The organism is Paraburkholderia sp. GW821-FHT02A12, from assembly GCF_059422005.1.
The window spans coordinates 203,631-229,429 of record NZ_JBWKWA010000002.1 but is presented as its reverse complement, the minus strand read 5'-3'; the positions used below and the strand labels follow the sequence as shown (position 1 = coordinate 229,429).

Here is a 25,799-nt window from a genome sequence, read left to right as displayed (position 1 = left end):
CTACCTCGCATAGCGGCGGGCCAGCAGGTTTTCGGCAGCTTCTTCGTCGGCGGCGAGTTCGGCGGCCACGGCCGCGGCACGCAGCAACGTGTCGAGCTTGCGGCGGCATTCATCGAGTGAGCCTTCGGCCCGCGACAGCGCGCCCTGCAGTTCGACCACCTTCGCTTGCTGACGCTCGAGGGCGGTGCGGTGTTTGCGCTCCGCCGCGCGCGCCTCGTCGAGCGCTTCCTTGAGCGGGCCGCGCCATGCGTCGTGAAGCAGGTAGTGGGACGTCGCGAGGCGCGCTGCCCCGTCGAGCAAGGACACGATTTGGGCCTCGTGCACCGCCTGCTTCGTCTGCGCTTCGATGCGCGCCTGCACGGCTTCGTCGAGCGCTGCCTGACGCTCGGCGAGAGCTTGCCGCTCACGCAGCAGATCGGCCTCGATGCGCTCGCATCGCCGTGCCTTCGCCGCGACGATGGTGCGCCACTTGGGGATCGCGGGCGCCGTCATGAGTCGGCGAATCCGGCAACGAACGCGTGAGTGGCGTCGCCCTGCGCGAACTCGTCGGTACGCTGGCCGAGGAAGGAGTCAATCGTGTCGTGCTGCGCAACGGCATCATCGGCGAGCGGGTCCGCGCCCTGCTGGTATTCGCCCATTTGCAGCAGCAGCTCGACATCGTCGTACTTCGCAATGAGCTTGCGCATGCGCGCCGCGCCATCGCAATGCTCGGGCCGCGCGACCAGCGTCATCACGCGGCTCAGGCTGTGCAGCACGTCGATCGCGGGATAACGGTTGCGCGCCGCGATCGCGCGCGACAGCACGAGGTGTCCGTCGAGAATGCCGCGCACTTCCTCGCTGATCGGATCGTTGCCCTCTTCGTCTTCGGCAAGCACCGTATAGAACGCGGTGATCGAGCCTTGCTCACCCATGCCGGCACGCTCGAGCAGACGCGGCAGCTCGGCGAAAATCGAGGGCGGAAAGCCGCGCCGTGTGGGCGGCTCGCCCGCCGACAAACCGATCTCCCGCTGCGCGCGCGCGAAACGCGTCAGCGAGTCCATCATCAGCAGCACCCGCAGGCCGCAATCGCGGAAGTACTCGGCGATCGCGGTACCCACATAGGCCGCTTTCGCGCGCTCGATCGACGAACGGTCGGATGTCGCGCACACCACCACGCTGCGCGCCATGCCGTCTTCGCCGAGTATCAGTTCGATGAACTCGCGCACCTCGCGGCCGCGCTCACCGATCAGCACGATCACGTTGACGTCGCACTCCGCGCCGCGCGCGAGCATGCCGAGCAAGGTACTCTTGCCGACGCCCGCGGGCGCGAAGATGCCGACGCGCTGGCCTTCGCCGACCGTCATGAGCCCGTCGATCACGCGCACGCCGGTGTGCAGCGGCGTGTCGACCATGCGCCGCGTCAGCGGGTCGGGGGCGGCGGCCATCACGGGCCGCGGCGCGTCGCATTGAACGGGGCCTGCGCCGTCGATCGGCTCCCCGAGCCCGTCGAGCACGCGCCCTAGCAGCGCCTCGCCGACCGGCACTGACAGCGGACGCCCAAGCCCGGTAACGCGTGTGGCGCGCGACAGCCCGGCCACGTTGCCAAACGGCGCAAGTAGCGCGAACTGGCGCGTGAAGCCGACCACTTCCGCGCGTTGCAGCAGCATGCCGCGCGCATCGCGCAGTTCGCACTGCTCGCCCAGCGTCGCGTCGAGTCCGCCGACCTTCAGCAAAGTCCCGACAGCCTCGACGACTTTCCCATGCCGCGCCGTGCCGTCGGCGATCAGAAGCTCCTCGCTCAGCGCATCGATGAAAGCGGTGACCTCGTTCATTGCGGCGCTCCGGTGGGGCGAGACCGGTCGTCTTGCGGATCGGCTTGTGCGTCGTATGGAAAGTCTGCCTGCGCGTCGTCCAGGAACTCGACTTGTGCATCGCGGCCAGCACCGGGCAGCGCCGGTGTCGCAAGATCGTGCGCAGTTGCGGCGGCCCCCTCGCTCTCGCTGTCCGTGCGCGCGACGCGCCGGATCGCGCAGGCGATTGCGCGCAGTTGCGAAGGCAAGCCGGCTTCAATCAGCCCATGATCCCACTCGCACACGCAGCTGCCGGCCTGCGCCGCGGCATCGCTCACGACCTCCGGATTGACCGGCCAGCGGTGCACCTCGCAGACGCGTCGAAACGCGCGCGTCGCGTCCTCGACATCGCACGCGGCAACGCGCACGGTCAGGAACGATGTGCCTTCGAGGCTGCGCGAAAGACCCGCGGCAATCTGCGCGAACAGCGCGTCGCGATCCGCATCCCCGAGCACTCGCGTGACAGTACGCATCACGATGTCCGCGATGCGCTCGCGCAATGCCCTCAGCAGATCGCGCTCGGTAGCCGCGCCGCGCAGCATCGCCTCGTGTGCTTCGCGCAACGCACGGTGCCGCCCCGCCTCATAACCGAGCCGCGCGGCGTTGTCGTATTTCGTCTGCGCCGCTTGCAGCACGCGCTCGCCCTCTTCGGCCGCCGCCTGGCGTATCGCGTCGGCTTCGCGCCGCGCGGTCGCGAGCAATTCATCCGCGCGACGCTCGAAGTGGTCGGAGGCGCGATCGAGTTCGATCAGTTGCGCCAGTTCCGGCGCGCGCAACACATCGCGAGCGATGCCAATGCCGCCATGCGGCGCTCTTAGCCAAATAACCATGTCAACTCCGGAAACAGCGTGCCGCACGCGAGCAGAAAATCCGCTGACTCGTCAGGATCGGGCAATGCGGATGCGTCGTCGTCGCCGGCATCGTCGTCGAGCGCGAGGGCGATCAACGTCCGCGCGGGCGCGAGCGTCCACGCGCCGTCGCGTTCGAACAGCGTGCGTCCGGCGCGCGCGAGCGCATTGACGGCGAGATCTGCCGGAAGCGCGGCGCTCACGGACGGCACATTCACGCCCAGCTGCGTGAGCACGGCCAAAGCGTGTTCGCCCAATGCGTCGCACAACGTGCGCCGCCTGGCTCCGGAAACGATCCGGCGCAACAACCCACGCGACGGATAGATCGCCCGCGCCGCGAGCACCCGGCGCAAACACGCGCGGTCGAGCAGCGCAAGCCGGTTCGCACGCGGCGCGAACGCACTGACGGGCACGGCCGGCCCGAGCCAGACGTCCCGCGCGACGTACCACGCGTTGCTCGCATCGCTCGTGAACGGCACGCCCCAAAGCCTGCACTGTTGCTCGCTGGAGCGCGGCGCGGCTTCGGCAATGCGCGCTTCATAGGCGGTGAGCCATTGAAGCAGGCGCGACGCGGCGGGTATCCGGGCACCGGCGAGCGTGCTTTCTTCCGCTTGCGCCTGGGCCTGCGCGTGCTCATCAGCCTCGAATGCTTCCGCGCGAGCCATGCTCATGTAGCGGCTCCGTCAGCCCGTCTGCGAAAGCGCATGCCGATGCCCTTCGAGCCCGCGCCGAAACGGCGCACGAGCCATGCGAGCACGGCGGCGAGCAGTCCCGCTGCAACGATCCCGCCTGCCCACAGCCATTCCGGCGGCACGCGCGGCGCGACGGGCACCGGCGGCTCGGGCGCCGCCGTGCCCGGCACCATCGTCACGCTGACGTTGTCGTAGGTCAGGCCCTCGACCGCATGCACGACGAGGTTCTTCAGGTTCGGCGTGAGCGTCGATACGTCCGTGCCCGGCAAATACTTGATGAACACGGCGGCCGACGACGGCTTGACTGTCGCGGCGAGCGGATCGTTGTTCGGCAGCACGATCTGTACGTTTGCATACGCCACTCCGTCGATTCGAGACAGCACTTCGGACAGTTGCTGCGACACGCCATAGATGAAGCGCACGCGCTCCTCGGTCGGCGTGGAAATCAGCCCGTCCTTCTTGAACATGTCGCCCAGATTCTGGAAGCGCTGATGCGGCAGGCCGTGTGCGCGCAGCACGTCCATCGCGCGGGCGAACTGGTCGCCCTCCACTGCCACGCTCCAGGTCTTGCCGCCGTCGTCGCTTTGCTTGCTTGCGTCGACGCGCGCATCGAGCAGCACCGCCAGCATGTCGTTCGCGTCGCTCTCGGACAGTTGCGCAAAGAGCTGCTTGCTGCAACCGGTCATCAGCACCGCGACGAAACACAGCAGCACGGCCGTGCGCGCCAGCTTGAGGTAGGAAGCCATCTTGGTCCGTCCTGTCGTTCGTGCTCGGCTACTGGTTCTTCATCAACGTCTGCACGGAGCCCTTGGTGCCCTGCGCGACCGCCTCGCCGACATACAGCTTGCCGACCATCTCCGACACTTGCATTTGCACCTTGATGGACTGGGCCGCGGCCTCCTGAGGCGACATCAGCGGGGCCTCGCCGGCAAAGCGGTCGACGTCGCCACGCAAGCTCGCGACCGCGTGGTCTTCCTGATTGACGACTTCCGTCAACGCCGAAGGACCATGCGAGTGCGAGCCGCTCGGCGGCGCAAGACGCGCTGCATCGAGCTTGCTGCGAAACAGATCGACGAGTTCCGAGCCGGGTTCGGGCAGCGCGCCCGCGCCGGTTGCGCCGCCTGCTCCGGGCCGGCTCATGGTCTCGTCACGCGTGACGGCGGACGTGGCCTCGAGCGGCGGCAACGGTGGAATCATGGGGTTCATCGCGATCCTCCCAGGCTATGCGCGCAGATGGCGACGCTGCATCAGCTGCTGCAACGCGCCGCGATCGATCTGCGCCTCGGCCGCCGCCGCGGGCGCGGCCTTCTGCTTGCCCATCAGCGTCATCACGAGTTCGACGGAATCCGGGTCTTCATTGCGGGTTGCCACTTCGTTCGCGTAGACGCGCCACGCCGGGTCTTCGAGTCCGCACAGCGAGACCGCGAGCAGTGCAGCAACGTAAGGACCGAACGAGCCGCGCAACGTGCGCTGCTCGAGCGTGCGCAGCAGGCGCACGGCTTCCGCGAAGTCGCGTCGGCGGATCATCAGCCATGCGTCGTACGCATGCAGCTCGACGAAGTCGGGACGCAATACGTGGAGCGCGGACAGCAGCCGCTCCGACTGTTCAATATTGCCGTGCTTCGCACCGAACATCAGCGCCTCGATCAATGCGGACACGAGCCGGTTACTGCATTTCGTCAGGGACATGGGGCACTCCTCTTGAGATCAAACGCCTGTGCCTGCGTGTCTGCCGATGTGGCGGACGGCTGCGCGGTGGCCGACGCTGGGGTGAACCGTAACGCGCACGACCCGGCGCGGCAGCGCGTTGCGGCGAAGCGTGAGCGCGCCGAACGAAAGTCAGGGTTCGGCGGCGCCTCGTTGGCGTATGAGCTGCCTGTGAGCTGCCTCGGGCTAGTGGACGGCTTCGGCGCCGGACCCAACAATTCGCCGCGCACGCGAATCGCCGCAACCCATGCCGCCGACAATCGGCCGCAATCCCTTCACGAAGACTTCACGATGTCCGACGAGAAGACCGAAGAGCCAACCGACAAGAAGCTGCGCGATGCGCGCCGCGACGGCGAGACCGTGAAAAGCACGGACCTGCCGTTCGCCGCGATCCTGCTGGTGGCGTCTATCGGCTTTACCGTTGCGGGACCGCGCATGGCCGAGCAGTTGCGCCTGCTGATGCACCGCGGCCTCGACGTCGCGCGGATGGAATCTCCCGGCGTGCAGCTCCACGACCTCGTCGTCGAGGCCGGCACGTGCGCGTTGACGCTGGTGCTGCCGATCGCGCTCGGCGCGTCGATCACGGGCATCGCCGCGCTCGCGGCGCAAGTCGGCCTGCAGATCTCGACAAAGCCGCTCGAACTGAAGTTCGATGCGATCAATCCCGCGTCGGGGCTCAAGCGCATCTTCTCGCTGCGCTCGCTGATCGATCTTGCGAAGACCGTGATCAAGGCGATCGTGATTTCCGCAGTGCTGTGGAAGACGATCGTGCTGCTGATGCCCCTGATGATCGGCGTCGTGTACGAGCCGCTCGAGAGCATCGACGGCATCGCGTGGGGCACGCTGTGCAAGCTGTTCGGCATCGCGGGCGCGCTCTATTTGGTGATCGGCGCCGCCGACTATGGCGTGCAGCACTGGCTTTTCATTCGCGATCACCGGATGAGCAAGGATGAGGTCAAGCGCGAGCACAAGAACTCCGAAGGCGATCCCCACATCAAGAATGAGCGCCGCAAGATCGCGCGCGAGTTCGCGTCGTCCGATCCGAAGCGATCGGTGAAAAACGCGAACGTGGTCGTCGTGAACCCGACTCACTACGCTGTCGCGCTGCGTTATGTGCCCTCGGAATGCGGCCTGCCGCGCGTGATCGCGAAGGGCGTCGACGCGGACGCGCGCCTGATCCGCGAAGAGGCCGCGCGGCGCGGCATTCCAATCATCGGCAATCCCCCGCTCGCGCGGGCGCTCTATCGCGTCGCGCTGGACGACTCGATTCCACAACCGCTGTTCGATGCCGTCGCCGCGGTGCTCGCATGGGTCGAAAACATCGGCGGGCGGCGCGGCGGAGCCGAGGCCGTCAACTGATATCACGGAGAAGCACATGTTCAAGACAGTCCGCCTCAACGAATTCGGCGGCGAGGTCGCAATCGCATCGCTGATCGTGGCCGTGATCTCGCTGATGATCCTGCCGCTGCCGCCGTTTCTGATCGACGCGCTGCTCGGCCTGAACATCACGATCAGCGTGGTGCTGCTGATGGTCACGATGTACATACCGAACGCGACCTCGCTGTATTCGTTTCCGTCGCTGCTGCTCTTCACGACGCTGTTCCGTCTGTCGCTGAACATCGCGTCCACCAAGTCGATCCTGCTGCACGCGGAGGCGGGCCACATCATCGAGAGCTTCGGCGAACTGGTGGTGGGCGGCAACCTCGTGGTCGGACTCGTGGTATTCCTGATCATCGCCACGGTGCAGTTCATCGTGATCGCGAAGGGTTCGGAACGGGTCGCCGAAGTCGGCGCGCGCTTCACGCTCGACGCGATGCCCGGCAAGCAGATGAGCATCGACGCGGACGTGCGCGCCGGCAACATGACGGCCGAAGATGCGCAGCGCCGCCGCGGCATGCTGGCAATCGAAAGCCAGTTGCATGGAGGCATGGATGGCGCGATGAAGTTCGTCAAAGGCGACGCGATTGCCGGACTGGTGATCACGCTCGTGAACATTCTCGCAGGCATCGTGATCGGCGTGAGCTATCACGGCATGACGGCGGGCGAAGCCGCGAACCGCTTTTCCGTGCTGTCGATCGGCGACGCGATGGTCTCGCAGATTCCGTCGCTGCTGATTTCGGTCGCGGCAGGCATCCTGATCACGCGAGTCGCAGACGAACATAGCAAGCCGAGTTCGCTCGGCACCGAGATCGTGCGCCAGCTCTCGACCAGTTCACGCGCGCTCTATAGCGCCGCTGCGCTGCTGGGCGGCTTCGCGCTGGTGCCCGGCTTTCCGTCGGCGCTCTTCGTGCTGCTGGCGGCCGCGCTGTTCGCGAGCGGCCACGTGCTGCGCAAGCAGATGAAGAGCAAGGAGCCTAACGCCGGTCCCGAACTGTCGTCGCTGCGCACCGACGGCTACAAAGGACAGCCGCCGACAATCGCCGCGCATCCGCCCGCCTTCGCCGCCCCGCTTTCGGTGTGTCTCGCGCCGCAACTGGCGGCGCAACTCGACACCGACGCGTTGAATCGCGCGTTCGACTCGGCGCGCAGAGCACTCGTCAATGAACTTGGGCTGCCGTTCCCGCGCACCGCCGTGTGGACCGCCGGCTCAGTGCCGAACGCTTCATATCAGGTTCTGCTGCACGACGTGCCGCAACCGCCCGTCGAACTAACGGCCACGAAGGCCGGCCGCGAACAGGAGCTCGCCGGTGCGGTCGGCGAGGTCGTGCGCCAGCACGCGCATCTCTTTCTCGGTCTGCAGGAAGCGCAATGGATACTCGAGCGCGTTGGAGCGGAGTATCCCGGGCTTGTCGCCGAAGTGCAGAAAGTCGTGCCAGTGCTGCGTATCGCGGAAGTGCTCAAGCGGCTGCTCGAGGAACATGTGCCGATCCGCAATCTGCGCGCGATCTTCGAGAGCCTCGTGAACTGGGGCGCCAAGGAAAAAGATCTGCTGCTGCTCACCGAATACGTGCGAGGCGATCTCGGCCGCTACATCGCGCATTGGGCGACGGGCGGCACCGGGCAGTTGCCCGCGATCGTGCTCGACGTCGAGGTCGAACAGACCATCCGCCAGTCGATCAAGCAGACGCCGGCCGGCAACTTCCTCACGCTGGAACCGCAGCAAGTCGAGCAGTTGCTGGAAGCCGTCGAAGAGCTGGCCGGTACGCAGCCGCCGGAGCGTCTCGCGGTCGTCACGTCGATGGACATCCGCCGTTACTTCCGGCGCATGATCGAGCAAAGGCTGAAGTGGCTGCCGGTGTATTCGTTCCAGGAGCTGGGCGAAGACGTCGATCTGCAGCCAGTCGGCCGCGTCGCGTTCTGACGGCGCCCGGATGGAATAGCACACGATGACACGCATTCGATCCACGCGCGAGATACGCATCACGCCGCCCGTGCTGCCACGCACAGGCACAGCGCAGCATGCGGCGGATACGTCCGTCACTTCCGCCGATGCCGAACTCGACGCCCAACGTTTCGGCGCACTCTACGACGCCGCACGTCAGCGAGCCGGTAGCGGCGCGGGCGAGCAAACGTCTGATCAGGATTCACCGGACGACAACGGGGGCGATCGGGGCGCGCAAGCGCGCGACGACGGTTTTAAAGACGCTCACACCGACACTGCATTTCCGGACGCCACCACTGCGAGCGACACGCAGCCGCTGCCGCTCCCCGCGGTGCCGCCGCTGCCGCCGTTGCATCCGCTCTCTGGCGCGCTCGTAGCGCTGCGCAAGAATCGCCGCGCATCGGCGGCGGATGGGAGCGGCATTGCACGCGAAACCGCGAGCGCATCCGGGCGCAAAAAAAAACCGGAAGACCCGCACGACGTACACGAGGCGAGCCCAGACGAGCTGTTGGGCATCCAGATGATCCGCCGCTGCGCGCAAGCCGCCGAAGGCGATCTTCTCGCCCAGCATCTCGCGGAACATGTCGCTGGTTTTTGCACGAGTCCAGCGGTTAAGCGCACGGGCCAGTGGGAGATCGCCGTCGAAATGGACCCTTCCATTCTGCCGCGCACGGCGCTGCATCTGAGCCTTTCGGGCTCGGCTCTAACGCTTCGTTTCGATAGCCGTGACCCGCGCGGCCGGCAGCTAATCTGTGACAACAGCAACGAACTGAAAACCCGCCTCGAAACGCGTCTTGGCGGTCAGATCGCAGTGGAAGTCACGATTCTCTGAAGGATTCCGAATCATGTCATTGCCCCAAGGCTGCACTCGCATCGCCGACCGGCTGCGTCACTACACGCCGGCGCTCGCCGGCGTGTCGCGCGCGCTGTTCGATGCGCGCAGCCGGTCTGCCGTCCGCCTGGCGGCGGCGCCTGCCGCGGGCATGCAGACGCGCCGCGCCGCGGGTGCCGCTCACGCCGCGCGTCTGCACATCGGCAGCGCACAAGGCGAGCTATGCGTGCACGTCGACGTGAGCCGCCACGCCGCGCTGCAAGCGATCGCACTCGAACCGGATACGGAGCGCCGCGTCGCGCTCGCCAACCTGTGGCTCGCCGGGCCGCTCGGGATACTGTCCGCGCACGGCGTTGCACAGCCCTCGGTGCACGACATTTCATTCGATGTCGAACCGCACGGCAGCGGGCGCGGCGCCGGCGTACTGCCTATCGAGTATGAGCATGCGGGCGTCGCTCACACGGCCACGCTGCTCGAAGCGCCCGCCACGCTCGCTGTTGCACTCGAGCGCCAACTGACGTCCGCACGTGCGCCCAAACGGGCACCCGGCACCGCGCTGCTCGAAGCGCTCGCCGGCCTCGCCGTGCCCACGCGCATCCGGCTGCGCAGTCGCCGTTGCAGCACGGCGTTGCTGGCATCTCTGCACGTGGGCGATGTGCTGCTCGGCTGGCCGCGCGCGAGCCGCTACGCGCACGACGCACCGCTCGATCACGCGACCCTGCTATGGGGCGCGCCGTCAGGCCGCGCCGCGTACGCGCAGGCGCGCATCGACGGACACAACATCATTCTTGAAACGATTCCAGAGACGATGAGCCACGACCCCGACCTTTCCCTCGCGAGTTTGTCCGAACCCTCTTCTGAGGAGTCTTCCGGCGATGCCTCGGCCGCCGGTCGCCCCGTCGATCTGAGCGATGTCGAGCTGCCCGTGCACATCGAGGTGGTGACCGTCAATCTCACGCTCGCGCAAATCGCCGCGTTGCAGCCGGGTTACATCCTGACCTTGCCGCTCGCGCTTGCCGACGCCGAGATCCGCCTCGTCGCGCACGGGCAGACGCTCGCGCTCGGCGAACTCGTCGCGGTCGGGGACAATCTCGGCCTTCAGATCCAGCACATTGCGAACTCCGATGAACGGCACACCTGAAATCGCGTCCCTGCTCGTCGCCGCGCTCGCGCTAGCCGTCCTGCCGTTCGCCGCGATGGTCGTCACGTCGTACACGAAGATCGTGGTCGTGCTTGGCCTGTTGCGCAACGCGCTCGGCCTGCAACAGGTGCCGCCGACCTCCGTGCTCAACGGCGTGGCGATCATGGTGTCGTGCTTCATCATGGCGCCCGTCGGCATGGAAGCGATGCACCGCGCGCAGCTTTCCAGCGAGGCGGGCTCGGGCATGCAGGTGATGCCGCTCCTCGACGCCGCGCGCGAGCCGTTTCGCGTGTTCCTGAAGCGTCATGCGTCGGAGCGCGAGAAAGCCTTTTTCCTGCGCTCGGCCCGCGAAATCTGGCCGCCAGAGCGCGCCGCCGAACTCAAGCCCGACGACCTCATCGTGCTCGCGCCCGCCTTCACGCTGAGCGAGCTGACCGCCGCGTTCAAGATGGGCTTCCTGCTGTACCTCGCCTTCATCGTGATCGACCTTGTGATCGCCAACGTGCTGATGGCGCTCGGGCTATCGCAGGTCAATCCGACCAACGTCGCGATTCCATTCAAGCTGCTGCTGTTCGTTTCAATGGACGGATGGTCGACGCTGATCCACGGACTCATCTCCACATACAGGTGACGCCGTGGAATACGACGCGATAACTCATCTCACCACGCAAGCGCTCACGCTGTGTCTGATGGTGTCCTTGCCGCCCGTGGCAGTGGCCGCGGTGACCGGTCTGCTGATTGCGTTCCTGCAGGCCGTCACGTCGCTGCAGGACTCCAGCATCTCGCAGAGCGTGAAGCTCGTCGTCGTGACGGTCGTCATCGTGATCGCCGCGCCCTGGGGCGCAGCCGCGATCCAGAACTTCGCACGCACGCTCGTGCAGGTGATGTTCCCATGAGCATTCAACGCATCGGCGGCGGCTACACGCCGCCCGATCTCACGTCCGAGGCCGAGGCCGACGCTGCGCAGCAGCAGGCCGCGCAGGCCGCACCGCAGCACCATCGCCATCATGCGCTCACGCGTCAGAAGCGGTCGTCACTGAGGAAACGCCGAAGCGCGGAGAGTCCGGATGCGAACGACCCGGCCGCAGAAAGCGAAGAATTGCTGATGATGCTCGACCAGCATCTGCGGCGAGATCAGACGGGTGTGTTCAAGGTCGATGCGCGCGATTCGCGCGGCAGCCAGCAGGGCTTCGACCAGGACGATCATTCCGCCGGCGCGGGAACGAGCGGCAACCGTTCCGCTCATGGCGATCATCGGAACCTGCCCGCGCGCGAGCTGCCGATGCGTTTCGCGAAACGTGACGCGCGCGACGAATCAGTGCTGTCGAGGCACTGGCGCGCAGCCGCAACCCGTGGCGCCGACGGGCCGACGTTTTCGCCGACAGCGCGAGCCGAAGCGGCGCTTGTCCGCACACATGCGTCACGAGCGCGGCCCGCCGCCGGAATCGCTGCGAACCCCGCAGCGAACCCGACAGCGCCCACGCTGCGAGCCGCATCGTCACTAACGGCGGCATCTCGCGCGAACTCGCAGGACCATGCGATCGACGAACCCGGGCATGGCAGCTCGACCTATCAGGTGCTCGCGATCGTCCGCGAATTCCTTGGTATGCCGGACGATACACGGACGTCTCGCCCGACGCTCGCCGACGTGCGCGACCGCCTCGTGGCCGCGGCCACGCTAACCGCCCGCGACACGCGCACGACGGATGCACGCGCAGTGTCGCGGCGCCCGCTCTCGCCCGCGGAGGAATCGATGAATCTGCTGTTGCCCATCGCGCTGCTCAACCTCGGACGCAGCCGCACGCGCGCGGGCCGCGCGATGGGCATGTCCGCGCTTGCTGCCCTGATCCGCCGCGGACGCGGATGGTGACGGCGGACGCCATCCCGTCAATCTCACAGATAAGAGGTTTCGTTCATGTCCAAAGAAATTCGCGTACTCACCGGCTTCCATGCGGGCGCTCAGATAGAGTTGAGTACAACAAAGATGTCGATCGGAGCACAAGCCGACGCGGACATCCTGATCAACGACTGGAGCGAAGGCACCATGCAGCTAGCAATCGATGCTGAGGACAACCTGATGATCGGCATGCCCGGCGATCCGTCGGCCGCCGTCATCATGGAAGACTTCGTGCCGCAACGCTTTGGCGACGTGGTGCTGTGCGCCGGTCCGCTCGACGTGCCCTGGCCGTCCGACCTGCAACTGATGGAGCGGATGCTGGCGCCGCATCACGAAGGCCGCAAGTACGAGGGCGAAGAGAGCGACGGCGTATTTCCCGCCGGCACGCCCTCGCCTCTCGTGATGAAGCGCCGGCATCGCGCGCCTTGGGCCCACGTGGGCATCGCTGCGCTGCTGGTCGGCTCGATGGGCGCCGCGGCAGTCGTTCTGCCGGCAGGGAAGACCTTGCAGGCAGCGGACCGGCCGCAAGCGAGAGCCACGCTCGCCGACGTGCAGCAGGCGCTCGCGCAGCTCCGTCAGCCGGATCTCGCGGCGGCGCAGCAGGGTGACGGCTTCGTCGTGACGGGCATCGCCCCGAATGCGGCGGACGCGCGCGCCGCGCGCGTCGCGCTTCAGGCGCTCGCCGGCAATCGTCTCACCTGGAACGTGAAGCCCGGCGACGAGATCGCGGATGCGCTCGCGGAATCGCTGCACGAGCCGAACGTGCATGTGCATTACGTCGGCGCGCGGCGTCTCGAGGTCAGCGGCACGGCGCGCAGGCCCGGCACGGTGCAGGAAGTGGTCGAGCGTTTTCGCAGCGACATTGGGCCGCTCGTCGCGGGCATCGACGTCGACGTGGCGCGCACCGACGATCTCGGCGTGGCAGGCGACGTGGACTCGGCGTTGTCGGCCGACAGCGTGAAATACGTGGAATCGAGCGACGGCACGAAAAACTTCGTCGCCGAAATGCCCGGCAACACTACCCTTCATTAAGGATGACGAACATGTACGAAGCGATGACCGACAAACTGATCGACGTGCTTGCCGACCTGCCGCAAGCGGTGACGCAGCGCCATCGTCACGGCGAAGTGCTGGAACTGGCGGACGCACTCGACACGGTAGCCAACACCGTGGCCTCGCATTCAACGGATACCGCAAGCACGGAAGCTCAGGCAGGACGTGTCGTTGTCGACGGATTTCGCGCCGCAGCGCAGATGTGCCGCAGCGCAATCGTGTAGTACCGCCTGCATCGCTGCGCACGCAGCAGGTGCGCAGCGATGCAGGCGAACCGTGTGCAACCCCGCAAAGGGCCACACATTTTCCAGCGTTCCGCATGACGCGGAACACTTCAACGCAGTACCACTGTTCTATTTTTTGAGGAGATTTAACATGCCGAATCCCGTCTCTGGTTCAGCCGCAACTGGTAGCTCGATCGCCGACATCTATCAGGCGATGGCTGAAGAAAACGAAATCAACAAGGCCAACACGCTCGCGAAGCTTGCGACGATGGGCCTGAAGGCCGCGAAGGACATCGTCGGCTAAGCGCTCCGGCGCGCCATCCGGCCGCGCATGGTGCGCCGGTTGGAAGCCGTTCGCGGTTTCCAACCGGTTTCTTTTTTTAACGCCAGCGTGGACCACCCGTGTTGCACACAGACGCTCGTGAAACGATCCGGTCATAGCAATGAGCATCGAACGACGTGATGAACTGATCCGTGAAATCTGCGCGCTCCGCGACCTGCCCACGCCGGACGCCGTTCTCGAACGCGGCGTGCTGGAGATCGACGGCTTCGACGCCGCGATCGATCACTTCGAGGAAGATCAGGACGCGCTGTACGTCACGTTCCAGTTCGGCATCGTCACTGCAGGGCGCACATTGCGTGTGTTCCGGCTGCTGCTGGAAGCGAACCTCGCCGTCTACGCGCAGGACCAGGCGCAACTCGGCCTGGAGACGGACACCGGAGGAATCGTGCTGATCGCGCGCGTGGCATTGAGCGACGAGATCACGGGCCAATGGATGCTGGAGTTGATCGAGCACTATGTCGAGCACGGCCGCTACTGGCGCGACAACATCTTCGTTGCACGCGACGATCTGTTCGAGAACCTCGCCCGCGGCGACTATGTGTGGATCCGCGCCTGAACCCATATTTGGAGAATCAGATGACATCACGCGTCAACAACGGCAACACCGCGAACCATCCGTCGACTCACGAGACCAACACGAAGAACAAGGACAAGAACAAGAACGACAACTCGGGCGGCAGCCAGACCGATCTGGATGCGGCGATCCAGGCGTTCAGCTCGCAGGTCATGATGCAGATCTTCCAGGACCAGCAGGAACGTACCGCGGAAGAACGGGAGGAAGATCCGGACAGCGCGTGAGCGCCGCGAACCCTGTCATCGGGCCGCATGCATCAGACAGGTCAGCCGACTCATGCGGCCCGCCGGGCAACGATGGGCCCGGCAGGCATCCCGGCAAACTGCGTGTGTTACGCGCCTTGTTACGCGCCTTGTTACGCGTTACTCATCGCGAAACGCGCGGATAGATCGCGAGCATCGTCGACCGCGAGTTCGTCCGCACGCCGCAGTCCTCGCGAGCGCGCCGGAGCGAGCAGCATCCGGTCGGCGCCACGCAGGTAGTCCGCTTCCCGCGCGCCGCTCCGACCGAGACAACCTTGCAGCGCGGCGAAGCCCGGTTCGGCGCTGGCATCGAGCTCCGATTGCGCCGCATGAGCGCCGTCGAGCTTGTAGCCGAGCGCATACACGGTCTTCAGACTCAGCCCCGATGTGCGCGACAGGTCCAGCTTCTTGCGCAGCTTGTAGATGTGCTGCTCCAGCGTGCGCGCGGCAATCTGCTCCGTGGCGCCCCAGATGCTCGCTGCAATCTGTGCGCGGCTGAAGAACTTGCCGGGGTTCGAGAAGAACAGCCACGCAATCGCGAACTCACGCCCTGTCAGCGCAATCTCGACGCCGTCGATCGTCGCACGGCCCGTGTCCCTTTGCAGCAGGTAGCGGCCGATCTGAATCTCGTGCGGCACCGTGTTGCAGACGCTTCGTTGCAACGCAAGGTGCGCGCGGAAACGGATCTGTTCCATGTCGTAGCGATTGACGACATCGGTCGCGCCATTGTCGATCCAACGCAACAGACTCGTCCAGCTAGACTGGTTCGTCAGCACGATCAGCGGCGTGCAGACGTCGGCATTGCAACTGCGCCATGACAGCAATGCGCCTGTCGCTGTCGGCTCGGTCTTCGAGTCGATCAGCACCAGGTCGTAGCGGTTCGCACGCATCGCGCGCAACAAGTCGAGCTCACACGAAAACGACTCGACAACGATGCCATCTCCGGCAAGAGATTCTGCAAGATTGCGTCGAAGCATCCGATCGTCAGTCGCGATTGCAAAGAGCAGGTCATTATCCACGGCGGTTCGCATCCAAATATGTGACAACCTTCCCATTACTGGCCGGCATCCTCTTGCAATGCCGGCGGCTATCCCCGATACAGCTTCTGGTCCTCTCACTCGGGTTACGTTGTTGGTCGTCTGTCGTCCAGCGCGGCAACGGCACGGTGAAAGGCCCGCTTCGTTGCGCGATCGTCGTTGACGTTATCCGGTGAGATCTCTCTGTCCGTTAGTGCATCTGAAAGACACAACGGATGCGCAGCGCGTATTTATTTTGTTGTGCGGCGCCCAATCACCGTTGCGCGAGCCACCGCATGTTCTTTCAATTTTTGTCTATTGCGTGTCATCGCTCAGCAAAGAGCGACGAACCGCGCGATGTGGCACCGTACTTACGATAAGTTGCCCTGCGCGTGCGCATGAAAGATTCGTGTAGCTTTTCTAACTATCAGCTTACGGATGCGAGACGCGTTAGTTCACACACGCATGACGCGTGGCGGTCGCGGATGTGTATCAACTCAACACGACGCGGCGAGTGAAACGGTTGATCGCCGCGAGGTACAGCTCGGGATCGGCGTGATAGCCCATGCCCGGAGGACCGCTTGTCTGCGGAGTCGACCTCTCGGTCTCGCCGTTCGGCAGGCGCTTCGTGGCGTCGTAATCGCTCAGTGCGAGCTTGAGCCGCACGAGGCCCGGCGACTTGAAGCCCAGTCCCTTCATGCGCCCCATCAGGCCCTTGCGGGGATTCGCGGGATAGTCGAGCGTGATTGCGACGCCCCGCGGCTTCGTGTAGTCGTATTCGAGCGTGCCGCCCTTTACTGCATGCCGCAATTGCGCACTGTTGGGCAATTGCGGATCGAGTAGGACGAGGGGCGGGTGCTTCTGCAACTTGACGCGGCTTTGCAGCGCCGCCGTGAAGAGTTGCGCGCTGGCCCCGCCCATCGACGCCCCCGCGATGTGTTCGAACTCGACGCGATAGCCCTCGCGCTGCGCCTGCTCGACTTTTTTCGCGATGATTTCTGCTGCGTCGCGCACCGCGCCGAACACCTTGCCGACGCCGCCTGTCCCGCTGACGAGCGCCTGCTTCACGTCGCGCCAGTTCTCCGTTCCGCCGAAGAAAACCCGAAGCTTCACGCAGCGCGTGCCGTCCGCTGCCGTCGATCGCCGTTCCTCGAACTGGAGATGCGAGACGTTCGCCGCATGCACGAGCTTCTCCTTCTGTTCGGGAGTGAGCGCCGTGAACAGCCAGGCGTTACGGAGGTTCGCCTCATTGAAGTGTTCGTGGAACAAGCTGATACGCGGCGGGCTCACCTGCGTGTGCTTTGCGAAGTGCTCGGCGAATACCTCCGAACTGCCGCCCTGCATCACGCTCGCCGCGACGAATTCGATCGGGAAGCGCTGCCCGTCCGTGCGATGCTCGGGCGCGGTGACCTCGACCATGAGCTCGGCGAGCGCCTTGACGGCCTTGTAGTTCACCGAATCCGGTTGCGATGCGAGGCGCTCGGCGCCATAGTCGACGGATGGACTGAAGTGCAGCTGCAACAGATGCTGCGTCTCGCCGTTCTTGCCTTGTTGTTGGCGCTCGGTCATGAAGCAGCCGGCCTGTTCCGCGGCCGCAATGAGTTGGTGCAGGCGTTCGGGCGGCAAGCCGAGGCCAAACTGAAGCCGCGCGACCGAACCGGCGTTGGGCGTGGGCGGCCCCTGATAGACCGCGCTGCGCAGGATGCGCGCAAGCGCGGCTGTCTGCATGTTGCGCACATATTCATCCGGGTGCGCGGGCCCCAGTCCGAGCGCTTCGGTGATGGACGAGAGCTGCTCGTCGCCGAGGGTGTAGGCCGACATCAGGACATTGTCCATGCCGTCGATCTTCGGCCCCGAGGGCAACGCGCGAATGGGGCGCGGCTTCGCTGTGCGCACATCGGAGGCAGATGTCCCGCTCGCGGATTGCGGCGCCTGCGCGAATTCTGCGGTCGCGCCGCAATCCGCCGTGTAGGCCGCCGTGTGCGCCTGTGTCTGCGGCTGCAAGGACACCTCTGCATCTGTGCGACCTTGCGTTTGCGTCGAGCGCGATTCACGCGATGGCGAACGCATGTCGATCATGCTGCCGCTTGATGAACGCTCGTGCGTCGCGCCACGCTGTTGCAAACGCGTCATATACGACGACGTCGTCGGCGTTGGGCGTTCCCGGTGCATCAGCTCGCCAAGCGTCGTGCGCGGCGCCACTTCCTCGATTTCCCCGCCCGCGCCCCAGCGTTGCAGTTGCTCGACCGAGGCTCGCGACGCACGTCCTTCGCCGGCCGCGGCCGGCGAACGCGATGATGAGCGCGCGCCGAGCGTGAGTAATGCGGAGTCTGTTGAACGAACGCGGGCGCGACGGCTTGCATCGTTGCCGCGTGTCGAGGTCTCGGGCGTCGAGCCGAGATCGGACATCGAGCGTGCCTCAATTGCTGAACGGGTCTTCATAGCGCCTCCTGTGCGCGACAGGCGGGTCACCGGACAGCCGCATCCTCGTGGCACGATGCGCCCCGCATCACTTGAGGACGTATTGAACAGTTGCTCGCGGTCGCGCCCGCCGCAGCGCGGCGAAAAGTTGAGCCCATGCGCGAACCATGCACAAAGCCCCGTGCCATCGCACGACAGGCTTCGTTCGCGCCTTCATTCTTTCGGGGCCTCGCGCCGGCGTTCCTGCGCGCGACGCTCACAATCGCGCCGTTCAGCAGCATTCGAAGGAGTTCGTCATGCAGCGCGCCATTCATTGTTCGCCGCTCGCCCTCGCCGTCAGCGTGGCGATCGTGCTCATGACGCAATCCGCGCGGGCCGATTGCTTCGACGACGCCGCCGCATACCAGCACGTCAATCCGATGGTGCTGCGGGCCATCGCGTGGCAGGAATCGCACAATCGGCCCAACGCGACACATCTCAATGCAAACGGATCGCTCGACTATGGCGTCATGCAGATCAACTCGATTCATCTGCGCGAACTGGCGCGCTATCACATCGATCGCGATGCGCTGATGGAGCCGTGCAAGAACGTGTATATCGCCGCCTGGCATCTGCGGGGAAAGATGGAAAAGTACGGCAACACATGGGCCGCGGTCGGCACCTATCACTCGGAGACGCCTGCCGAGCGCGATCTTTACGCGCGGCATATCGCGGCCATTGTCAGGCAATGGCGTGAACTGCCGCGGCCGTCATCGAATCCGGCACGCGTGGCCAAAAAATGAATACGCGATGAAGCGCTCGGCTTACGCGATGAAGCACCTGTTTACCAACGATTTGGACGCAGTTAAGCGAATCATTCATCGCGGCGCCACATGACTCCCGATACATGGGACAAGATGCAGTCGTTGCTCGCATCAGCCACACGATTCAATAATTTCTGTGTCTCCAAGCAGGTATGCTCATACTTGGGCAAACCGGCTTGCGGCGCAGACCGCGCAACTTCCGTCAGCCGCACGGCTTTTCGGATCAGTGCCTCGCTTGCCCGCGTGAGCTGACGCCGCCGTTCTTTCGTTCGGTGTGCAAAGTCAATGAGGAAGACTGTGAGGAAAGCGAATGGTGGCACATCTTGTCGACGAGACGCGCATTTTCTGGTCGAGTTCATCGGATCGTCCGACGCCCGCGGCAATCAGGCGCCACGGCGCGCAGGCGCTGCGGCTGCCGCATCTGATCGAAGACCCGTCGCCGGCGGTCGTCTTTATCGACTGTGCGGATACCGACGCTAACGCCGAGATAGAGAAACTGCGGATCGAAAACGGCGATGAACACTATCTGATCCCAGTGCTGCGCGAGCTGTCAGCCGAGTGCGTCGTTTCGCTCATCTCGCGCGGCGCCAACGATGCGGTAAGCAACGAAGATCTGCTGAGCCCGGAAGCCATCGTCGAACGCGCACGCGCGCAGACGAGGCTGCTCTCGTTCGCGCGCGACGGCGTCACCGATTTCTCCACGCTGCAAAGTCACACGGACGGCATGGTGTCGCCGGTTTTCTTCAAGGACGCGAATGGCCTGTACACGGGATGCAACCAGGTCTTCGAACGCTTTCTCGGTATCGAGCGAGCCGGCATTCTCGGCAAGACCGTCTATGACGTCTCGCCCTCCGATCTCGCGCTCACCTATCACAAGGCCGACCTCGATCTCATAGCCGACGGCGGCGTGCAGACGTACGCCGCCGGCGTGCGCAACGGAGCGGGCATCGTGCGGATGGTTCGCTTTTACAAGGGCGTCGTCTATGGCGAAGACGGACGCATCACCGGCATTGTCGGCGCGATGCACGACATCGGCGACTTGCGCGGGCACGAAACCGCGCGCCATGAAATCGGCGAAGTCACGTGCCACGTGTCCGCCAATCTCGTCGCGCGTGAGGGCTTTGCTGCCGTCGATCACGACCGGCCCTTGCTCGAGCGCGTGGCGGCGGGCGACGCCTCGGCTTTGGCCCGCCTGTACCGGCTCTACCATCGGCGTCTCGCGCGTTTCCTGACCCGGCTCACGTGGAAGAGCGAGGTGATCGATGAAATCATCAACGACACCTTCATGGTCGTCTGGAAGCGGGCCGGCGACTTCCGGGGCGAGGCCAGCGTCTCGACGTGGATCATCGGCATTGCGTATCGCTCGGCACTGCGCGCGTTGCGCGACCAGCGCCGTTCGGAATTCGAGCCACTGGACATCGACCATGCCGATACGATGGTTCAGTACTGGCATGACCATGAACTGTCCGACCTGCTGTCGAAGGCGCTCGATCTGTTGCCCGTCGAGCAACGTCTCGTGATGGCGCTCGCGTATGTGCTCGGACATTCGGTCGGAGAGATCGCGGAGATCACCGGCTGCCCGGTCACGACGGTCAAGGCGCGCATGCATCGAGCGCGCGGCAAGCTGCGCGAGACGTTGGAAATACTCGGGCAGGTGAAGTGTGTTTAAAAAAAGTGCGTTTTAAAGTGCGCGAGCGGTATGCAGGCGCGCGTTGACCTGTGATGCGTCGTCGCGGCCGCTCGTCGAGCGTGGCATGGAGCGCTGAAGTGCGCGTCTGCCCGCAACGTTGCAGCGAGACCTCGTCACTCAACGCCACAATTTTCGCGGCAGTTGGACCATGCGGCCGAGCATGCCCGTGATACCGCCGCGACGCGCGCGGCCAGCAGGCGCCGTTGCTGTCACAGCCGTCGCGACTGGTGACGCGGACGGTGCGCTTTCGTCTGGCTGCTCACGGCGTGCCGGCGACCGATCGAGCGTCGGCGCGGCACTCACGCCTTGATTGCCTTCATCGCATTCTTCGTCGACGGGCAACCTGCCAAACTCCTGAAGCACCTCGTTCTTTCTGGTGTTCGCCTGGATCTCGAGGAGCTCCGGGTCGGTCGTGCGTTGCCGTGGGCCGCCCTTTTCTTCCGCCGATGCGAGTTTCGTGTCCCGGACATCCGGATGCCAGCTCACGCGCGGCTTGGCCTCGCGGCGGGCCGGGTCCGGTTTGCGCAGTGCGCTTTTCAGCCCGGTTGGAGCCGCTGCGCCGGCTGGCCCCGATGCGTCGGCGCCAGCATTGACGCGACCGCTGTGCAGATCCACTTCGATGAGATCGTCGTCATCCGCGGGAGCGGCCGCGGTGCTTTGAGGCTGGGTCTGAGCGGGTAGCTCCGGGTCGTTCCTAAAGGTGCGCTCTTCATCGAACAGCTGCTGCAACGTCTTATGCGGCGCGCGCCCTGCGGCCGGCAGAGGCAGTTCGAACAGATCGTCGTCAGACTCGATCACCGGGTTGGTGGGAGAAGGCCCCGTCTTGCTCGTCTGCGCTTTGGCGGTTTCGCCACTCGCGCCCGTCGGCGGCGCGGGAGCGACCCGCTTCGGCACGACCTTGTTCAATGCCGCGGCCTGCTCGCGAGTCAGTTTCGTCACGCCGCCATTCGCGCCGGCGCGCGGAGCATCGACTTGCCGACGCTGATGATTGATCCACTGGACGGTGTCCCCGAGAGGATCCCCCTTCGCTGTGACCGTCACCGCCGCGGGCGCGCGGTTCGCAGCCGACGTCGCCCGGAGCGAGCGCGTCGCAGAACGTGAGCCGCCGCCGATCGACCTCAGCTGCGACAGGATCGCGCTGGCCGAACCGGAGAAGCGCGACTTCGCCCGTGACCGGCTGACATTGCCGCCGGCCGGCCGAGGCGCGTGGGGATCGGCGAGATCGGTTGGGAGAGTACTGGCTGTGCGCTGTGTACGCATGATATGGCTCCACGGGAACATTCGGCGCACAAGGATGAGCCGTCACCTGTCTCTGCGTCGAATCGGACAGAAGGCCGCTGGCTTGACTGGCAACAGCATGCGCCGCAACTGGCGCGCGGCCTGGCCGACCGGGCGAACCGCTTCGTCCGGCAGCGAACAGCGGCGCAGCAAGCGGCGCCGGTCAGAACGCCACGTCAACGCACGGGCGATGAAGCGCGGCAATTGCGCGGCACGCATTGATCACGCGACCATGCTGCCGGCTCGGGCCGCTTGTCTGGTCGAGCAGCGCCTGGATCGAATGCGCGTCGAGATTCGGCTGCAATCCGAGCAGCAATGCGACGGAACCCGTCACATTCGCTGCCGCGAACGACGAACCCGAAACGAAGTCGTAGTGCCCGCCCGGCGTGAGCGTGAGGACGTCGCGCCCCGGCGCGTACAGCACGTTCGGGCCAGCATCGGCTGGCGCGCTGGCCGCCGGGCGAGCCGAATCGACGGCGATCACGCCCGGCACGCCGACCGGAAACGCCTTGAGGTCGCCGTCCGGCAGCACCGCACCGACCACGATCACGCCTTTTTTTACCGACAGCTCGATCAGTTCCCTCAACAACGGATCGGCGGGCCCGCCAAGACTCAGGTTGATGATCTGCGCATGCGCTTCGAGCGCCGCCTGGATCGCCTCGGCCAGCGTGAACGAGTTGCAGACCGAAGGTCCGCTGTGACTGTCGCGCTGCCAGCAAGCCTTGACCGCGATCAGCTTCGCATGCGGCGCCACGCCTTCGATGCCGCCTGGCTTGCCGTCGGCCGCGTCCGCGCGATCGGCTGCAATCACGCCCGCGACCGCCGTGCCGTGCAGATCGCGATTGAATTGCGTCCAGTCATCGTCGACGAAATTGCGGGTCGCGACAATGCGGCCATGCAGATCAGGATGGGTCGTGTCGATGCCCGTATCGATCACCGCCACGCGCACCGAATCGCCTCGCGCGACCTTTTGCGCGGCGCCCGCGCCGATCTCGCGAAAGCCCTGCTGCAAGTCGGCGTAGTCGCTGCTGTGCGGCGCATCGCCGAGCAACTCGAAGGTCTGCAACGGCTGCGCGAGACGCACGCGGGGATCGGCGGAGAGCCGCGCAAGCACCTCGTCGCGCCGCGCGTCGCCGGCGATTTCGAGCATCGCGCAATGCACTTTCAACGACGGAATCGGCCACGCCGACACCTCCCTCAAGCCATATTGCGCTGCGAGCGCTGCGACCTGAGCACGGGCACTGCCGCCCGGCGAATAGCCGCCCGCTGCGCCGTAGCCGCCTGCCGTCGTGCCCGCGCGCAACATAAGCGTTTCCGGCGGATTCGCGACCGCCAGCACGATCATCCGCTCGGGGCGGGCTTTCATCTGCTGCGTGGCGACGGCCGGATCGGGCGTGGCGGGAACGAGCGCGCATCCGGACATTGTCAGCGCCGCGCACATCACGAGCCCATGCACAAGCCAGCGCACAACCCGGCCCGCGCCGACCGCGCGCGCCTCTCCGCCAATGTTGCGGCGTCCCGCCGGAGCAGACCCGGCGAGCTCATGGAAATGGCGGCGCTGCGCGAGCTTCATGGTGATCTGATTCAAAGATGTGGACTGCCGTAGGTGCGCGTCACCGCGCAAAAAGTTACAGTGCAACTCAGAAATGCCAGATCGCATCGGCAATCCACCGGTTGGAGGCGCCCGGGCCGAGCATCGTCTTGGCTTCGTTGTTCGTCGCGATATAGGACAGATCGAATTGCCACGACCGGAACTGCCAGGTCAGCCCGAGATTGCCGTACACATAGCCGAAGCCGAGCACCGTATGCAGATCGTAATAGCCGATGCCCGCCGTTGCAGTCCAGCCGTGGATGAGCGGCAGGCGGCCGACCAGATCGTAGGAGATCGCCCGTGAACTCGGCGACGGGCCAAAGCCCGTATTCGGCGACAGCGCGACCGACGCGAACACCGAGTCGCGCCAGCCCACCGTCAACGCGAGTTCGTCGTAATTGAAGCCCGACGCGGACGGCACGCGGGTGAACTGGTAGTGCGACAGCATGGCCTGCGCGCTCCAGTCGTTGGCGAGGCGCCAGCCGTAACCCGCGTTGACGACGAATTCCGCGCCCGTGGTCGGCGGGTCGCCCCATCTGATGGAGGATGCGGACGCGCCCGCAAAGAAGCCGTTGCCGGGATACCAGTTCGCAGCGACGTCCACCGACGGCTGCCGGTAGCTGATGTCCATGCCGCGCGTGACCTTGTCGGTGGCGATACCAGCTTCGAACTGCCAGTCTTCGCTCGCCGCCAAGGCGAGACGCGGCAGCGATGAAACGATAAGCAGTGCGGCAAGCAGCGCGAGCGATGCACACCATCGGATTGGACGGGCTGGCGGGCGCGCCACGCCGGCGCAAAGCGCGATCGAACGAAACCTCGGCGCCATCTTGTCGTTCAGGAACCCGGGTGGGATGGAAAAGCAATGGCGTTATTCAAGCCATCCGGCAAGCCTTGGGCGCGCAACTGCGCACGGCAAGGCTGTGCCGATCTTAACCGATAAACCCGAACGCAAAAAAACCGACAAGGAATTGTTAGGGACCGCGGGCACCCTCGCCGACCGGCTCTGCGAAGCGCACGCCGGGCGCGGCGCGCAAGACCGCGAGCTGCTTCGCCACGTCGCCGGGCGCGGCCACCGGCGCGAGCGAATAGACGCCGTTTTCGCTCGGCCCGCCCACGATCTGGAGATGCAGCGGCACGAGCAGCGCCTGCAGCCGGCCAACCGGCATCGCCGGATCGGCGACGAGCCGGATGGTCGCGCGGGCGGCAGCGGCATCGGTCTGGGACAGCGTACGATAGTTCGCCGGCGCGCTATCGGCGCCGCGGCCGAAGCCGAGCGTCGCGAGCGCGCCCGTCTCCAGCAGCACGATGGCCGCGAGACCGGCCGCGATCGCCGTCATGCGGCTGCGCCTGGCCGCCGACGTGCCGGTGCGAACGGCCGGCTGCGCCTCTTCGTCGAAACGCTCCCACAGATGATCTAGACCGCGCTCGACGTCAGGACCGGCGTCCTCGCGCGCGGCCATCGCCGCGCACAGCTTGCGCTGCGACGCGAGTTCCGCCTGGCATCGTTCGCAATCGCGCACGTGCGCGTCGACCAGCTTGCGTTCGGTGTCGGACGCCCGGCCGTTGACGATCCATGGCAACAGTTCCCATACGTGCAGATGAGCGAGTTCGCTCTCGGCTGTATTGCTCATCGAACGCTCCCATCAATGCCGGCGAGCGCCGGCAGCAGATTGCGCAGCTTGACCCGCGCATGAAACATCCTGGCCTTCACGGTACTGACAGGGCTTTCGGTTATCTCCGCAATCTCTTCGAGCGAATGGCCCATCACGTAGGCCAGCTCCATCACGATACGCTGCTCCGGGGCGAGCCTGATCAGCCCCTTGGTCACCCAGTCGGTCATTTCCTGTTCGGCGAACGGCTCCGTGGACAGCCCGTCGAAGTCATGCTGCTGTTCGGCCGGCAAGCCGCCCTGGCGCAGCGCCTTCAACGTGACGCGGTATGCAATGCCCATGAGCCACGTCGACACGCGCGACTGGCCGCGAAATTCGCCTGCCTTTTGCCAGACGATCATGAAGGTGTCGTTGATGACTTCCTCGATCACGTCATCGCGCCGCGTGAAGCGGCCGAGAAAGCGGACCAGCCGCCGGTGATACTCGCGATAGAGCGCGGCCAGCGCAGACTTGTCCGCCGCCGCGATGCGCTGCAGCAACGCGGCATCTTCCGCGTCGACGCTGCGCGCGGCAAGACAGACGTTGCTTGAGACGATCGGTTTCGGTGACATGTCGCTGTGCTCGCAATCCGCCAGATTGTGTGGATGACCGTGAGTGTCGCCGCCGGCGCGAAAAGTTGCGAGCGA

At 65.4% G+C, this 25,799-nt stretch carries 28 protein-coding genes; 14 read left to right on the top strand and 14 right to left on the bottom strand.

The window, feature by feature from the left end:
- From AC07WT_RS22245 to AC07WT_RS22215, 7 genes are read right to left on the bottom strand one after another with little or no spacing between them, the layout of a single operon-like run.
- Positions 1-492 (bottom strand): hypothetical protein, encoded by a 492-nt coding sequence (locus tag AC07WT_RS22245; protein ID WP_494948612.1) that lies wholly within the window; start codon positions 490-492, stop codon positions 1-3.
- A complete protein-coding gene (gene sctN, locus AC07WT_RS22240; RefSeq protein ID WP_492591295.1) occupies positions 489-1,811 on the bottom strand; it encodes a type III secretion system ATPase SctN in 1,323 nt (440 codons plus the stop codon). Before sctN ends, AC07WT_RS22245 begins: the two co-directional genes overlap by 4 nt.
- Positions 1,808-2,659 carry a type III secretion system stator protein SctL gene (sctL, locus tag AC07WT_RS22235; RefSeq protein WP_494948611.1) on the bottom strand — a complete coding sequence of 284 codons (852 nt, stop codon included), beginning with the start codon at positions 2,657-2,659 and terminating at the stop codon, positions 1,808-1,810. The genes sctN and sctL overlap by 4 nt, the downstream gene beginning before the upstream one ends.
- Positions 2,644-3,348, bottom strand: a complete 705-nt coding sequence (locus tag AC07WT_RS22230) for a type III secretion protein HrpB4 (protein ID WP_494948610.1) — start codon at positions 3,346-3,348, stop codon at positions 2,644-2,646. Before AC07WT_RS22230 ends, sctL begins: the two co-directional genes overlap by 16 nt.
- A complete protein-coding gene (gene sctJ, locus AC07WT_RS22225; protein WP_494948609.1) occupies positions 3,345-4,115 on the bottom strand; it encodes a type III secretion system inner membrane ring lipoprotein SctJ in 771 nt (256 codons plus the stop codon). The genes AC07WT_RS22230 and sctJ overlap by 4 nt, the downstream gene beginning before the upstream one ends.
- A 28-nt stretch (positions 4,116-4,143) precedes the next feature.
- On the bottom strand, positions 4,144-4,575 hold the full coding sequence (locus AC07WT_RS22220) for a hypothetical protein (RefSeq protein WP_492591299.1): 432 nt from the start codon (positions 4,573-4,575) through the stop codon (positions 4,144-4,146).
- 15 nt (positions 4,576-4,590) lie between these two features.
- Complete coding sequence (locus AC07WT_RS22215) at positions 4,591-5,058, bottom strand: HrpB1 family type III secretion system apparatus protein (RefSeq protein WP_492591300.1); 468 nt, start codon at positions 5,056-5,058, stop codon at positions 4,591-4,593.
- Between the two features lie 36 nt (positions 5,059-5,094).
- Between AC07WT_RS22215 and sctU the strand changes: the two genes are divergently transcribed.
- From sctU to AC07WT_RS22155, 12 genes are all read left to right on the top strand, one after another.
- Complete coding sequence (gene sctU / locus AC07WT_RS22210; RefSeq protein WP_494948608.1) at positions 5,095-6,435, top strand: type III secretion system export apparatus subunit SctU; 1,341 nt, start codon at positions 5,095-5,097, stop codon at positions 6,433-6,435.
- A gap of 16 nt (positions 6,436-6,451) precedes the next feature.
- Positions 6,452-8,377 (top strand): FHIPEP family type III secretion protein, encoded by a 1,926-nt coding sequence (locus AC07WT_RS22205; protein WP_492591302.1) that lies wholly within the window; start codon positions 6,452-6,454, stop codon positions 8,375-8,377.
- Positions 8,378-8,402: 25 nt separating this feature from the next.
- Positions 8,403-9,230, top strand: coding sequence for a type III secretion system protein SctP (sctP, locus tag AC07WT_RS22200; protein ID WP_494948607.1), 828 nt, complete (start codon positions 8,403-8,405; stop codon positions 9,228-9,230).
- 13 nt (positions 9,231-9,243) lie between these two features.
- Positions 9,244-10,371, top strand: a complete 1,128-nt coding sequence (gene sctQ / locus AC07WT_RS22195; protein ID WP_494948606.1) for a type III secretion system cytoplasmic ring protein SctQ — start codon at positions 9,244-9,246, stop codon at positions 10,369-10,371.
- Positions 10,355-11,002 (top strand): type III secretion system export apparatus subunit SctR, encoded by a 648-nt coding sequence (gene sctR, locus AC07WT_RS22190; RefSeq protein ID WP_492591305.1) that lies wholly within the window; start codon positions 10,355-10,357, stop codon positions 11,000-11,002. Before sctQ ends, sctR begins: the two co-directional genes overlap by 17 nt.
- Before the next feature lie 4 nt (positions 11,003-11,006).
- Positions 11,007-11,267, top strand: coding sequence for a type III secretion system export apparatus subunit SctS (gene sctS, locus AC07WT_RS22185; RefSeq protein WP_135894696.1), 261 nt, complete (start codon positions 11,007-11,009; stop codon positions 11,265-11,267).
- Positions 11,264-12,241 (top strand): hypothetical protein, encoded by a 978-nt coding sequence (locus AC07WT_RS22180; protein ID WP_494948605.1) that lies wholly within the window; start codon positions 11,264-11,266, stop codon positions 12,239-12,241. Before sctS ends, AC07WT_RS22180 begins: the two co-directional genes overlap by 4 nt.
- Before the next feature lie 45 nt (positions 12,242-12,286).
- Positions 12,287-13,300 carry an HrpD5 family protein gene (gene hrpD5 / locus AC07WT_RS22175; protein WP_492591307.1) on the top strand — a complete coding sequence of 338 codons (1,014 nt, stop codon included), beginning with the start codon at positions 12,287-12,289 and terminating at the stop codon, positions 13,298-13,300.
- A gap of 11 nt (positions 13,301-13,311) precedes the next feature.
- The gene (locus AC07WT_RS22170) at positions 13,312-13,545 is read left to right on the top strand and encodes a hypothetical protein (RefSeq protein WP_492591308.1); all 234 of its coding nucleotides are present in this window, start codon (positions 13,312-13,314) and stop codon (positions 13,543-13,545) included.
- A 151-nt stretch (positions 13,546-13,696) separates the two neighbouring features.
- A complete protein-coding gene (locus AC07WT_RS22165; RefSeq protein ID WP_494948604.1) occupies positions 13,697-13,849 on the top strand; it encodes a hypothetical protein in 153 nt (50 codons plus the stop codon).
- A 139-nt stretch (positions 13,850-13,988) separates the two neighbouring features.
- On the top strand, positions 13,989-14,444 hold the full coding sequence (locus AC07WT_RS22160; RefSeq protein ID WP_494948603.1) for a CesT family type III secretion system chaperone: 456 nt from the start codon (positions 13,989-13,991) through the stop codon (positions 14,442-14,444).
- 20 nt (positions 14,445-14,464) lie between these two features.
- Positions 14,465-14,686, top strand: a complete 222-nt coding sequence (locus tag AC07WT_RS22155) for a hypothetical protein (RefSeq protein WP_492591311.1) — start codon at positions 14,465-14,467, stop codon at positions 14,684-14,686.
- A 131-nt stretch (positions 14,687-14,817) separates the two neighbouring features.
- Here AC07WT_RS22155 and AC07WT_RS22150 read toward each other — a convergent pair whose 3' ends face one another.
- Both AC07WT_RS22150 and AC07WT_RS22145 read right to left on the bottom strand, forming a co-directional pair.
- A complete protein-coding gene (locus tag AC07WT_RS22150) occupies positions 14,818-15,723 on the bottom strand; it encodes a response regulator transcription factor (protein WP_492591312.1) in 906 nt (301 codons plus the stop codon).
- Positions 15,724-16,212: 489 nt separating this feature from the next.
- Positions 16,213-18,162 (bottom strand): type III effector protein, encoded by a 1,950-nt coding sequence (locus tag AC07WT_RS22145; RefSeq protein WP_494948602.1) that lies wholly within the window; start codon positions 18,160-18,162, stop codon positions 16,213-16,215.
- 335 nt (positions 18,163-18,497) lie between these two features.
- On the opposite strand from AC07WT_RS22145, the gene AC07WT_RS22140 reads away from it, so the two are divergent.
- Complete coding sequence (locus AC07WT_RS22140; RefSeq protein ID WP_494951006.1) at positions 18,498-18,923, top strand: lytic transglycosylase domain-containing protein; 426 nt, start codon at positions 18,498-18,500, stop codon at positions 18,921-18,923.
- 331 nt (positions 18,924-19,254) lie between these two features.
- Positions 19,255-20,613: an RNA polymerase sigma factor gene (locus AC07WT_RS22135; protein WP_492591314.1), complete on the top strand. Its 1,359-nt coding sequence runs from the start codon at positions 19,255-19,257 to the stop codon at positions 20,611-20,613.
- Between the two features lie 138 nt (positions 20,614-20,751).
- On the opposite strand, the gene AC07WT_RS22130 is transcribed toward AC07WT_RS22135, so the two are convergent.
- The 5 genes from AC07WT_RS22130 to AC07WT_RS22110 form a co-directional block, all read right to left on the bottom strand.
- Positions 20,752-21,894 carry a hypothetical protein gene (locus AC07WT_RS22130; protein ID WP_494948601.1) on the bottom strand — a complete coding sequence of 381 codons (1,143 nt, stop codon included), beginning with the start codon at positions 21,892-21,894 and terminating at the stop codon, positions 20,752-20,754.
- Positions 21,895-22,075: 181 nt separating this feature from the next.
- Positions 22,076-23,500 carry a S8 family peptidase gene (locus AC07WT_RS22125; protein WP_494948600.1) on the bottom strand — a complete coding sequence of 475 codons (1,425 nt, stop codon included), beginning with the start codon at positions 23,498-23,500 and terminating at the stop codon, positions 22,076-22,078.
- 52 nt (positions 23,501-23,552) lie between these two features.
- Positions 23,553-24,329, bottom strand: coding sequence for a TorF family putative porin (locus tag AC07WT_RS22120; protein ID WP_494948599.1), 777 nt, complete (start codon positions 24,327-24,329; stop codon positions 23,553-23,555).
- A gap of 145 nt (positions 24,330-24,474) precedes the next feature.
- Positions 24,475-25,134 carry a zf-HC2 domain-containing protein gene (locus AC07WT_RS22115; RefSeq protein WP_494948598.1) on the bottom strand — a complete coding sequence of 220 codons (660 nt, stop codon included), beginning with the start codon at positions 25,132-25,134 and terminating at the stop codon, positions 24,475-24,477.
- Entirely contained in the window at positions 25,131-25,724 is a 594-nt protein-coding gene (locus AC07WT_RS22110; protein WP_494948597.1) for an RNA polymerase sigma factor, read from the bottom strand. The genes AC07WT_RS22115 and AC07WT_RS22110 overlap by 4 nt, the downstream gene beginning before the upstream one ends.
- Positions 25,725-25,799 lie beyond the last annotated feature (75 nt).